This window comes from Mycolicibacterium vulneris (genome assembly GCF_002104765.1).
In the GTDB taxonomy this organism is placed as follows: Bacteria; Actinomycetota; Actinomycetes; order Mycobacteriales; family Mycobacteriaceae; genus Mycobacterium; species Mycobacterium vulneris.
Genome location: NZ_NCXM01000033.1, coordinates 38,497 through 50,567, shown reverse-complemented (window position 1 = coordinate 50,567; position 12,071 = coordinate 38,497). Strand labels below are relative to the sequence as shown.

Sequence of the window (12,071 nt, the reverse complement as noted above, 5' to 3'; positions counted from 1 at the left end):
GCGCCCGGGCGTGCACAATGCATCGGAGGCGTTTCACGTTCTCTGGGTAAGGACGGTGCTCGTGACTAGTTCGACCGGCAAGCTGCGCATCCCGCCTTCGCTAGGGGACATCGCCAAGCGGGTGTTCCTCGGAAAGCCGCTGGTCACCGAGGACATCTCATCCGAGAAGCTGTCGAATCCTGTTGCGCTAGGCGCACTTTCGCCTGACGCCATCTCCTCCGTCGCGTACGGTCCCGAGCAGATCCTGATCGAACTGCTGCCCCACGCCGGGCTGGCCGCGTTCATGCTTCTGCTGCCCATCACCGGTGTCATCCTGCTGATCCTGGTGCTGGTGGCCGCCTCCTATCGGCAGGTGGTCATGGCCTACACCCGGGCCGGCGGTTCGTACATCGTCGCGCGCGACAATTTCGGGCCCCGGGTTGCGCAGATCGCCGCCGCGGCGCTGTTGATCGACTATGTGGTCACCGTCGCCGTGCAGTCGGCGGCCGGGACCGTCGCCGTGGTCTCGGCGATTCCCGCGCTGGGCCCGTACAGCCTCGAGCTCACCGTCGCCGTGGTGCTGATCATCTGCTACGCCAACCTGCGCGGCCTGAAGGAAGCGGGATTGCCGTTCGCCGTGGCGACCTATTCCTTCATCGTCATGGTCGGGCTGACCATCGTGATCGGCGTCGTCCGCGCGGCCATCGGGAACCTGCCGACCTACGATCCCGCCCACATGGCCGGCACGGTGCCGGTGCACCAGGGCAACGGCCTGGTGCTGGGCGCCACGATCTTGGTTCTGCTGCGTGCGTTCGCCAACGGCGGTTCGTCGCTGACCGGGGTCGAGGCCATCTCCAACACCGTCGACTACTTCCGAAAGCCGCAGGGCCTCAATGCGCGTCGTGTTCTGACCGCGATGGCCACCTTGCTCGGCCTGCTGCTTGCCGGCGTCGCCTACCTGGCCCACGTCACCCACGCGACGCCGTATCTGACGGAGTATCCCTCGGTGCTGTCGCAGATCGGCCGCGCCGTCTTCGGCGGCGGTACCGTCGGCGACGTCTTCTACGTTCTGGTCCAGGCGGCGACGGCCGCGATCTTGTTCACCGGCGCGAACACCAGCTTCAACGGCTTTCCCGCCCTGGCCAGTTTCGTCGCCGAAGACCGCTTCCTGCCCCGGCAGCTCACCAAACGTGGCCACCGCCTGGTGTTTTCGAACGGGATCATCACCCTGACGGCCCTCTCGGTCGCATTGCTGGTGACCACCGGCGGTTCGGTGAACGCACTGGTGCCGTTCTACGCGATCGGCGTGTTCACCGGGTTCTCGATGGCCGGCTACGGGATGACCAAACACCATCTGACTCATCGGGAACCGGGCTGGCGACGGCGGCTGGCGATCAACCTGTCCGCGGCGATTTTGTCGACGATCGTGGTGGGTATCTTCGCGGTGGCGAAATTCACCGAGGGCGCGTGGCTGGTGGTTGTCGTGTTCCCGCTACTGGTGTTAATGCTGACCCGGCTCAACCGCGAATATCGCGCCGAGGCGGCCATTCTCGAGATGTTCCGAACCGACCGCCCGGACCTGGTGAAATACGCGCGGCACCGGGTGTTCGTGCTCGTCGACTCGGTCGATCTGGCGGTGATCGAGGCGTTGCGCTACGGCAGGGGATTGCGGGCCGACGAGCTGGTCGCGGTGCATTTCATGGTCGACCCGGCCCACGCGGCGCTACTGCGAAAGCGTTGGGACCATTTCGAACTCGACACCCCGTTGCGGATTGTGGATTGCCCCGACCGTCGGATCAGCCGGGCAGCGCAGCTGCTGGTCGTCAAGGCCCTTGACGAGAAGGCGCGCACCAATGTGACGGTGCTGCTGCCGCGCCGAACATTCGCCCCGCTGTTGGGCCGGCTGCTGCACGACCGCACCGCCGACAAGATCTCGCGAGCGGTCAGCCTCATCCCCGACGCCGCCGCGACGATCGTGCCCTACGACGTCGCGTCGCGGATCAGGGAGGCCTACCCCGACACCTGCGAGCAGCGCATCGGGCAGGTAATCGACAAGCTCGAGGCGTGGGTGTCCCAGGACGCGGACCAGAAGGTCGACGCCTACGAGCACCCGGAGGGGCCGCGATCGGTGGTCATGGTGGCCGGCCTGATCTCCGGGCAGCGCGCCACCGTCGAAGGGCGGGTCAGTGAGGTCGAAGATGTCACGACCCGCGGCCGGACCTACCGGCGAATCGTCATCGGAGACAGCACCGGCGAATTGACCGTGACCTTCCGCCCGGGCCACGGGGGCGATGACATCCAGCCCGGTCAGGTACTGCGGGTCACCGGGAAGGCTCGCCAGACCGGCACCCGGGACATATCGATGCTCGATCCGGATTATCAGGTCATCGAGGACCCCGCGAAGGACGCCGAGTCCGAGGACTCCGACCAAGCCGGCGATACGTAACCGGCCCGGCGCGACTCGCGCAGCACGGAATTCGCCGACCAGATCCGCCGTGACACCGAGGGATACGGGATCGACGTGGTGCTCAACTCGCTGCCGGGCCACCTCGACCGGGCGTGATTTCATTTGCTGGCGGACCCAAAGCCGAGCCCGGCGCAGGAGGGCGCGGCGGGGGCGCCGTGAACGAAACAAACTCACGTAAGTTGGCCATCTTTACTTGTGGACTGGTTCTAATCCGCATTGATTGATAAACAATATGGTGAACGTGTGTGACCGTGATCGATGCGGCGAGGCTGCCGCGCCGAAGCCGGGCGTCGGTGTCGGCAGGCAAACAAATCCTGCGGAGCGGACGCAACGTCCTGCCGGCCACCAGTGCGGCGACGGGCGATGCGGAGGATGGCAAGTGGCCGTTAGGGTTTCGTCGGTGTCGGCTGAAACGTTGTGAACAGGAGCTGGCAATGTCGAGCAACATCACCTGGCACGAACACCAGATAAGCCGCGCCGAACGCGAAAGGCTCAACGGCCACAAGGGCTGCGTCATCTGGTTCACCGGCCTGAGCGGCAGCGGCAAGAGCACGGTGGCCAACGTCGTGGAGCAGAAACTCTATGAGCGGGGCATCCGCAGCTACCTGCTGGACGGGGACAACGTCCGCTATGGACTCAACGCCGGCCCGGACCTTCTCGAGGAGCGCCACGGGCCCGAGTTCGCGAAGCGGTTCGGTCTGGGATTCTCCGCCCAGGATCGCGAGGAGAACATCCGACGTATCGGCGCGGTCGCGAAGCTGTTCTGCGAGTCCGGCACCATCGCGCTGACGGCGTTCATCAGCCCGTACGTGCGTGATCGCGACGCCATCCGGGCCACCCTGAACGACGGCGATTTCCAGGAGATCTTCATCGACACCCCGATTGAGATCTGCGAGCAGCGCGACCCCAAGGGGCTCTACAAGAAAGCCCGCGCCGGCGAGATCAAAGGATTCACCGGAATCGACGATCCCTACGAGGCCCCGGCGCAGCCCGAGCTGCGGCTCGAAGGCGGCAACAAGGACGCGGACACGTTGGCCGAGGAAGTGATCGCCCATCTCGAGCAGGCGGGCGTCATCTCGGCCCCGGTCCGGCCAGACGCTTAGCGGACGGTCCGGCAGCGACGGCGTCGGGAGCCGCCCACGGGTAACCGCTGATTACCGAAACGAGGTCACTTTCATGAGCTACCAAGGCCATAACGGGAAGCCGATCGTTGAACGGGTGTCCACGGAGAATGCGGCCGCCCAGATCGAAGGGTTGCCGCGAATCCCGATCCCGAAAGCCACCGCGCACGAGGTGATCAGCCTGTCCTACGGCTTCTTCACCCCGCTGACCGGGTTCATGGGCCTGCGCGAAGTGGATGGCACGCTGGACAACTTCCAGCTGCCGGACGGCACGCTGTGGAGCATCCCGATAGTCTTCGATCTCTCCGCGGAAGACGTCGAGAAGTACGGGGTGAAGGAGGGCGAACGCGTCGTCCTCGAATATCTCGATGCCCCGATGGCGATCTTCGAGGTCTCCGAGATCTACGACTACGACCTGGACCGGATGGCCGAAAAGACCTACGGCACGACCGATCCCCGGCACCCGGGCGTCAAAAAGACGCTGGCGTATGCAAATCGGTTCATCGGCGGCGACATCACGCTCATCAACGAGCCGGTGTTCAACGAACCCTTCAAGCGCTTCTGGCTCACGCCGCGGCAGCACAAGGATGCGCTGGCGAAAAAGAACTGGACGCGCGCCGTAGCCCACCAGACCCGCAACGTTCCGCACACCGGCCACGAAGCCCTGATGAAGCAGGCGTGGCTGGCCGCGAATGAGGACCAGCCCGTGGACAACCTGAACACCGGCGTGCTGGTCAATGCCATCATCGGCCAGAAGCGCGTAGGTGACTACATCGACGAGGCAATCCTGTTGGCGCAGAACGAGTTGCGGACCAGTGGGTATTTCCGCGAGGACGTCCACCTGGTGTCGTTCACGCTGTGGGACATGCGCTACGCCGGGCCGCGCGAGGCCATCTTCCACGCGATCCTGCGGACGAACCTCGGCTGTACGCATCACATGTTCGGGCGAGACCACGCCGGCGTGGGCGATTTCTACCACCCCTACGATTCCCAGAACATCCTCAAGGAACACCGCAGCGAGCTGGGCATCAAACCGGTGTTCCTGCGTGAGAACTGGTACTGCCCGGTGTGCCAGGAGGTCACCAACTCGGCCCTGTGCGGTCACGACGACCAGTCACAAAGCTTCAGCGGCAGCCTGATTCGAAGCATCCTGACCGACGAGGTCAAGCCGACCCAAAAGGTGATGCGGCACGAGGTCTTCGAAGTCGTGATGGACTGCGCCGCCAAGTACGGCCAGGGTTCGCCCTTCGTCACCGAGGAATATCTGAAAGACAGATTGCCGGTCTTTACGTTGGACCAGTTGGAGAACTCATGAGCAACGGCGAGAAGATGATCAAGGTCAACGTCTGGATCAACGAGGAACGGCTGGAAGCGCTGGCGAATGCCGGAATGGCGGACCTGGCGATCGAGGCGTTCGCCGGCATGAAGCTACTCGAGATCTACACCACCGACGACCAGAAAGACGTTCTGCTGCAGCGCTTTCCCGGGGCGAAATATGACTCGGCCACCACTCGCTCGATCGAGCTGCTGCCCAAGCAGGCCAAGGACAGGCTGCTCGAACTGTCCATCAAGATGCACTCCACCGGCCCCGACGTGGTGGGTCACTTCCTGGACGAAGCCCAGACGGCGAACAGCCAGTAGGGCTAAGTGTCCAGCCGGGTGAACTGCCGGCGGCGGTACTGCTCGACGCATGCGGCCCGCCCGATCTTGCCGCTGGTGGTGGTGGGAATCGATCCCGGTGCCGCCAGCACCAGATCGGCGACGTTCTCGCCGCTGACCCAGATTTCACCCACCGTCCCGGCCGGGCACTGTGTGCCGGTGTCCGGGTCGACGATCCGCACCGTTGGCGACGTCGGCGTGCCGTAACTCAGCAGCGGTGAGCCGGTCTGTGCCGGGCACCGCTGCGCGTTGCCCTCGGACAGCTGTTCCGGTTCGAAATGGACGACATGCGGGGAGCCGCCCTCGGCGCGGCTGACCATATAGACGGTGGCTTCGGCCAACCCGTAGGAGGGCTGCATCATGTGTTCGCGAAAGTTATTCGGCTGGCTCAGGTTCCAGTGCGTCGACGGCGATGACCGCCGGGGCGGGCGACTCCGGGCGGTGCAGATAGTCGTTGACGGTCGCGGCGGCCGCGGAGGTGGTGAGGACGACGGTGGGTGTGGTGTCCGCCAAGACGGCGGCGACGCGCTCGTCGTGCGAGCCCGGCTGCGGAACCGAGAGCGGGACCGCGATCAGCCCGGCCTGGATCGCGCCCAGGAACGCCACGTCGTCGGGTTGCAGACCGGCGCGTTTCCGCAGCACGGAGACCACCGACGAACTTTGCATGCGGGCTAGGGTCCCGCTTCTGGGTTTTCGCCCATGCCGGCCGCCGCGCCCGGGAAGGCAAGCGGGTCAACGACTTTCCAGCACCCGCAATCCCAGCGAAAACAGCAGCCGCACCTCGGGATCGGCCAGCGAAGTCGACAACAACTTCTCGATCCGTCGCACCCGGTAACGAACCGTATTCGGATGCACGCGCAACGCTCGTGCGGCCGCCGCGATGTCGCCGAAGGCGTCCAGATAGACCCGCAACGTCTGTGCGAGCACCGGATCGCCGTCGCGCAGCGCCACGATCCGCGGATCGATCAATCGCTCGTGGCCGCCGACCAGGGTCACGATCTCGTCGAGCAGGACGGTGGTACGCGCTTCGGCCAGCGACGTCACCTGCCCGAACGAAATCGGGTGGCGCTCAGCGCTGTCCAGCACGCGGTCCACCTCGATGCGCGCCGCGGCGATCCCGGCCAGGCCGGCGACGGGTGCGGCGATGGCCGCCCGTAGCTGCACCCCGAGTTCGGCGCGCATGGCGCCGATGGTGCCGCGGACCCACGAGGCTACCGACCGGTTGCGGGTCTGGGGGAGGAGCACATACGTGCGGGCGCCGTTCGAGGCGACCTGGGCGTCGGCGCGAAAAGCGCTGGCGCTCAGCGCGATAACATCGGCGAGCCGACCGTGACCGGGTGGTGAACCGTCCGCCGGGTCCCAACCGATCAGCGCCGCGTCGCCGTCGGCGGGCAGCCCGAGCTCACCGGCGACCGCGGCGACGTCGACGTGCGCAAGGGTCTCGGCATCGGCGAGGCCGAGGAGTTGCTGCACCCGCCGGGCGTGCGTCGACGGGCGGGCCGCCAGCCGCGACATGATGCGGGCGGCCAGCACGGCCGCACCCCGCAACATCTCCTCGGCGTCGTCGGCCAACGGTTGCGAGCCTTCCTGTACCCAGATGGTTCCGGCGAACACCGGCGGCCGCCGCGCGTCCGGTGCGGGCCGGTAGATGCCGACGGCCAGTCGCGGGCGCAGCCCCAGCTCGGGTCGCTCGGCGACGCGGACGACGTCGCCGCCCGACCGCAACGCGTCGAAGATGCCCCATTGGCCGATCCACTGGAGATGCTCGGGCGGGCCCGCCCTGCCCAGGATGGAAAGGCGGCGCAGCTCGTCGGCTTCGTCGTTGGAGGCGGAATAGGCCAGCACGTGCGATTGGGCGTTTTCGATGCTGACCATGCCGTGAATGCGATCGGCCAGCGACTGCGCCAAGCCGAACAGGTCGGTGCCCGAGTCGTCCGCCGCGTCCGCGCGGTCCCCGTGATGTTCCAGGACGTGGTTGACCAACTGATAGAGCCGCTCCCAGCGGGCCCGCGGATCGGCGGCCACCACGGCCGAGCCGGCCGCAACGGCCTTGGCCACCAACGCATTCGACGGCTCTTTGACGAAGACGGCCACCGGGACGCGCTCGCGCGCCTGTTTGTCCACCCAGCGCAGCGCCTCGTCGTCGCCGACCCCCAGCAGGAAGAAGACATCGGCGGAACCCGCCGCGGCCGCCATCCCGAGCCGCACGTCGTCGGAGTCGATCAGCGCCGCCGACCCCACCGGCAGGTCCAGGCCGCGGGGCGCGTCGACCAGGCTCACCAGGGTCGCGTCCAGCGCGAGTAGCAGCTGCCCTAGCCCCACGCCGGCCATGTTGTCCGATATTACTATGCATACCGACCTGTATTGTTCGATCGGCTAATTCTCTGTCGGGCCGCCGCGAGGATCCTTGCAACATGGACGCCATAACCCAGGTCCCGATGCCGGCCAACGAGCCGGTCCACGACTATGCGCCACACTCGCCCGAACGCGCCCGGCTCCGCACCGAACTGGCTGCGCTGACTGAGGGCCCGATCGACCTGCCGCATGTCATCGGCGGCACCCACCGGATGAGCGACGGTGAGCGCATCGACGTCGTGCAGCCGCACCGGCACGCCGCGAAGCTGGGCACCCTGACCAACGCCGGGCACGCGGACGCGACGGCGGCGATCGAGGCAGCGATGGCCGCGAAAAACGGGTGGGCGGCCATGCCGTTCGACGAGCGGGCCGCGGTGTTCCTGCGGGCGGCCGACCTGTTGGCCGGGCCGTGGCGGGAGAAGATCGCCGCCGCGACCATGCTCGGCCAATCCAAGTCGGTCTACCAGGCCGAGATCGATTCGCCGTGCGAGCAGATCGACTTCTGGCGATTCAACGTGGCTTTCGCCCGGCAGATCTTGGCGCAGCAGCCCATCAGCGGGCCCGGGGAGTGGAACCGCAGCGAATACCGCCCGCTAGACGGCTTCGTCTACGCGATCACGCCGTTCAACTTCACCTCGATCGCGGGCAACCTGCCGACCGCGCCGGCGCTGATGGGCAATACCGTGGTGTGGAAGCCGTCGATCACCCAGACGCTGTCGGCGTATCTGACCATGCAACTGCTCGAGGCCGCGGGATTGCCACCCGGGGTGATCAACCTGGTCACCGGGGACGGCCTCGCCGTTTCCGATGTGGCACTGGCCGATCCGCGGCTGGCGGGCATCCACTTCACCGGGTCGACGGCCACCTTCCAGCATTTGTGGCAGCAGGTGGGCGCCAATATCGGCCGCTATCACAGCTATCCGCGGCTGGTCGGCGAGACCGGCGGCAAAGACTTCGTCGTCGCCCACGCCTCTGCACGCCCGGAGGTGGTTTGCACGGCGCTGATTCGCGGCGCGTTCGACTACCAGGGGCAGAAATGCTCGGCCGCGTCGCGGGCCTTCGTCGCGCAGTCGGTGTGGCGCCGCATGGGTGACGACTTCCTGGCTAAGACGGCCGCGCTCCGCTACGGCGACGTGACCGATCTGACCAACTATGGGGGAGCGCTGATTGACCGGCGCGCCTTCATCAAGAACGTCGACGCCATCGAGCGGGCCAAGGGCGCGCCCCACGTCACCATCGCCGTCGGCGGCGAATACGACGACAGCGAAGGCTATTTCGTGCGGCCCACGGTGTTGCTGTCCGATGACCCGACCGACGAGTCGTTCGCGACGGAATACTTCGGCCCGCTGCTGTCGGTGCACGTGTACCCCGACGACGACTACGAGCGCATCCTCGACGTCGTTGACACGGGGTCGCGGTACGCGCTGACCGGCGCGGTGATCGCCGACGACCGCGACGCCGTGCTGAGCGCGCAGGACCGGTTGCGGTTCGCCGCCGGCAACTTCTACGTCAACGACAAGCCGACCGGCGCGGTCGTCGGGCGCCAGCCGTTCGGGGGATCGCGCGGCTCGGGCACCAACGACAAGGCCGGATCGATGCTGAACATGTTGCGCTGGACGTCGGCTCGCACCATCAAGGAGACCTTCATCCCGGCGACCGACCACACCTATCCGCACATGGGCGCCGACTGATGGCCGGACTGTTCGCCACCACCCTGCGCCCGGCTATCCTGGCCGCGAGCCGCCGCGAAGGGTTGCGCCGCACCGCCGAACGGCTGCCGGTCACCCGAAAGGTGGTGCACCGGTTCGTTCCCGGCGAAACCATCGACTCCGTGCTGAGCAGCGTGGCGGCGCTTCGTGATTCGGGCCGACTCGTCAGCATCGACTATCTGGGCGAGGACGTCGCCACCGCCGACGACGCCGACGCCGTGGTGCGGACCTACCTGGATCTGATCGACGCGCTGGGCGGGCCCGGCGCCGCGGGCGACGCCGTCCGACCGCTGGAAGTCTCGGTCAAGCTGTCGGCGCTGGGGCAGTCGCTGGAGCGCGACGGGCACAAGATCGCGCGGGAGAACGCGTGGTCGATCTGCGATGCCGCCCAGCGTGCGGGCGTGTGGGTGACGGTGGATGCCGAGAATCACACCAGCACCGATTCGACGCTGCGCATCGTGCGCGACCTGCGCGCCGAATTCCCCTGGCTCGGCCTGGTTTTGCAGGCGTATCTGCGGCGCACCCTGGATGACTGCGAGGAATTCGCCGCCTCCGGCGCGCGGGTTCGGCTGTGCAAGGGCGCCTACGACGAACCGGCCTCGCTGGCCTACCGCGAGCCGACCGAGGTCACCCGCTCGTATCTGGCTTGCCTTCGGGTGCTGATGGCCGGGTCCGGCTACCCGATGGTGGCCTCCCACGACCCGGAGGTCATCGGCGCGGTGCCCGCGATGGCGCGCGAATCGGGCCGTCGCGGAGGCGAATTCGAATACCAGATGCTCTACGGCATCCGCGACGACGAGCAGCGGCGTCTCGCCGCTGCCGGCAACCGGGTGCGGGTGTACGTGCCGTTCGGCACCCAGTGGTACGGCTACTTCATGCGGCGGCTGGCCGAACGACCGGCCAATATGACGTTCTTCCTGCGGGCGCTGGCGCAGCCGTGACGGTCGCAAGCGCGGCGACGCCGGGCGCATCGGGCCGCCACTACATGTGCGGCCATTGATTGTGCCGTCAGGGCTTTGATTGTGCGCACAGGGCGGCGACACGCCGATAAGGCCCGCCCCTGGGCGCACACCAACGCCGTAAACGCACGCTCAACGCCGCCGCGGACGATCGCTGGCGAAGCCGCGCACCACGTGGGCCCGCACGAATTCCGCCGCCACGTCCGGATCGTCCATGTCCAGCGTCGAGGACGGCGTGCTGAACAGCGAGAACAGGATGCGCGCGAACCATTCACCGGCGGCCTCGATGTCGAGGTCCTTGCGCACCTCGCCCGTGAGCCGGGCGGCCGACAGGTAGGGGGCGAAGAACTCGACACATTCGCGCAGCAGCACGGCGGCGTCCTTGGTCAGCAGCAGGCTGATGGCGTCCTCGTCAAAGTACCTCTCCGAGGAGATGACCCGTCGCGCCTGAGTGACGAAGACCGCCGCTGAACACAGCTTGTCCTCTAGGGTGCCGCCGCGATCCATCGCCTTGGTCATCTCGCGGTAGAAGCGTTCGGACGCGTGTTCGGCGCAAGCCTCGACGATGGACGCCTTGTCGGAAAAGTATTCGTAGATCGTGCTGCGCGATACGCCGGCCCGCTTGGCGATGTCGACGATCGTCGCCTTCTGCAACCCCTGCTCGCCGAAACATGCGAACGCGGACTCCACGATGAGCTCGCGGGTGGAGGTCTCCTGATAGGAGGCAGAAGCCTGAGTCGTCACGGAATCAACGCCCCTCGAGGGACCAACCCGGCATCGGCCGAGGCGAACGCGGCGTTGACGTCGGCCAGATGGAATGGCTTGGGCATCAGCCGTTCGAACGGAAAACTGGTGTGCTGCAGGAACGATAGGCCGGTAGCCAGGGTGACCGGGTCATAGAGCATCACGCCGCGCACGGACTTGTTGCCGTAGACCAGAGCGCTGGGGTCGAGCTCGAAGGTGCGTCCCATCCCGACGTTGCCGACCTCGAGCAACGTGCCGCCGTTGTTGAGAAACCCGATCCCCTCCGGGATGACGCCCGGCACGCCCACCACCTCGAGCACCCAGTCCGCGCCGATGCCGCCGGTGTGTTCGCGCACCCGCTCGGTGACCTCGGCGGCCGAGATTGCGCCGGCGTCGATGCAGTGGGTGGCGCCGAAGTCGGCGGCGACGTCGAGTCGTTCGGCGATCTTGTCGATGACGATGACCGTGGCGGCGCCCGCGGTTCGCGCCACGGCAGCGGCGTTGATGCCCAGCCCGCCGGCGCCCTGAATGACGACGGTGTCCCCGAGCCGCACATCGCGCAACGCGAAAAGGACTTGGGCTAGCGCGCAATTCAGCGGCGCGACGGCCTCGTCGGGCAGGTCCGCGGGGACTTTGTACAAAGGCTGCCGGCGGCTGGTGTAGTAGTACTCACCGTAGGCGGCGACGAAGTGGGGTGCCTGCTCGTGCGTGCGGTATTCGCCGGCCATCAGGTTCTGGCAGGCGTAGGAGCGGCCCCGTGCGCACGCGTGACAACTGCCGCAGAACCAAAAGTACGGCGCCACCACACGATCGCCGACCGCCAGGGGCTTACCGGTCGCGTCGGTGGTCAGGTCCGCGCCGAGTTCGGCTATCTCGCCGACCATTTCGTGGCCCATGGCGAACGGGCACGGCAGCGGCAGCTCGCCGCGAAAGATGTGCAGGTCGGATCCGCAGATGCCGGCCATCCGCAGCCGCAGCGCCGCAGTGCCGGGCGCGGGTGTGGTCAACGGGAATTCGGCCAGCTCGATGGGCCCGCCGTGGGCGGTCAGGAGCGCGAGCCTCGGCATGACGGTCCCCC

General features: G+C 67.0%; 10 protein-coding genes and 1 pseudogene. 6 read left to right on the top strand and 5 right to left on the bottom strand.

Annotated elements, in window-relative coordinates; genetic code table 11:
- The first annotated feature begins 61 nt into the window (after positions 1–61).
- The 4 genes from B8W69_RS24950 to B8W69_RS24935 all read left to right on the top strand — a co-directional run bounded on the left by B8W69_RS24950 (position 62) and on the right by B8W69_RS24935 (position 5,208).
- The gene (locus tag B8W69_RS24950) at positions 62–2,425 is read left to right on the top strand and encodes an APC family permease (RefSeq protein ID WP_085292407.1); all 2,364 of its coding nucleotides are present in this window, start codon (positions 62–64) and stop codon (positions 2,423–2,425) included.
- Positions 2,426–2,880: 455 nt separating this feature from the next.
- Positions 2,881–3,549: an adenylyl-sulfate kinase gene (gene cysC / locus B8W69_RS24945; protein ID WP_085292406.1), complete on the top strand. Its 669-nt coding sequence runs from the start codon at positions 2,881–2,883 to the stop codon at positions 3,547–3,549.
- A gap of 73 nt (positions 3,550–3,622) precedes the next feature.
- Positions 3,623–4,882 (top strand): sulfate adenylyltransferase, encoded by a 1,260-nt coding sequence (sat, locus tag B8W69_RS24940; protein WP_085292391.1) that lies wholly within the window; start codon positions 3,623–3,625, stop codon positions 4,880–4,882.
- On the top strand, positions 4,879–5,208 hold the full coding sequence (locus B8W69_RS24935) for a DUF6955 family protein (RefSeq protein ID WP_085292390.1): 330 nt from the start codon (positions 4,879–4,881) through the stop codon (positions 5,206–5,208). The genes sat and B8W69_RS24935 overlap by 4 nt, the downstream gene beginning before the upstream one ends.
- A 2-nt stretch (positions 5,209–5,210) precedes the next feature.
- Here the strand turns inward: B8W69_RS24935 and B8W69_RS32340 are convergent.
- From B8W69_RS32340 to B8W69_RS24925, 3 genes and pseudogenes are all read right to left on the bottom strand, one after another.
- Positions 5,211–5,609, bottom strand: a pseudogene (locus tag B8W69_RS32340) (AMP-binding protein); the annotation flags it as partial.
- Positions 5,602–5,892: a hypothetical protein gene (locus tag B8W69_RS32335; protein WP_245843360.1), complete on the bottom strand. Its 291-nt coding sequence runs from the start codon at positions 5,890–5,892 to the stop codon at positions 5,602–5,604. The gene B8W69_RS32335 and the pseudogene B8W69_RS32340, both read right to left, overlap by 8 nt.
- 66 nt (positions 5,893–5,958) lie before the next feature.
- Positions 5,959–7,557, bottom strand: a complete 1,599-nt coding sequence (locus tag B8W69_RS24925; protein WP_085292389.1) for a PucR family transcriptional regulator — start codon at positions 7,555–7,557, stop codon at positions 5,959–5,961.
- An 83-nt stretch (positions 7,558–7,640) separates the two neighbouring features.
- On the opposite strand from B8W69_RS24925, the gene pruA reads away from it, so the two are divergent.
- Both pruA and B8W69_RS24915 read left to right on the top strand, forming a co-directional pair.
- Complete coding sequence (gene pruA / locus B8W69_RS24920; RefSeq protein WP_085292388.1) at positions 7,641–9,272, top strand: L-glutamate gamma-semialdehyde dehydrogenase; 1,632 nt, start codon at positions 7,641–7,643, stop codon at positions 9,270–9,272.
- Positions 9,272–10,231, top strand: coding sequence for a proline dehydrogenase family protein (locus B8W69_RS24915; protein ID WP_085292387.1), 960 nt, complete (start codon positions 9,272–9,274; stop codon positions 10,229–10,231). The genes pruA and B8W69_RS24915 overlap by 1 nt, the downstream gene beginning before the upstream one ends.
- Before the next feature lie 150 nt (positions 10,232–10,381).
- On the opposite strand, the gene B8W69_RS24910 is transcribed toward B8W69_RS24915, so the two are convergent.
- The gene (locus B8W69_RS24910; RefSeq protein WP_085292386.1) at positions 10,382–10,993 is read right to left on the bottom strand and encodes a TetR/AcrR family transcriptional regulator; all 612 of its coding nucleotides are present in this window, start codon (positions 10,991–10,993) and stop codon (positions 10,382–10,384) included.
- Positions 10,990–12,060: a zinc-binding dehydrogenase gene (locus tag B8W69_RS24905; RefSeq protein WP_085292385.1), complete on the bottom strand. Its 1,071-nt coding sequence runs from the start codon at positions 12,058–12,060 to the stop codon at positions 10,990–10,992. The genes B8W69_RS24910 and B8W69_RS24905 overlap by 4 nt, the downstream gene beginning before the upstream one ends.
- Positions 12,061–12,071: the final 11 nt, after the last annotated feature.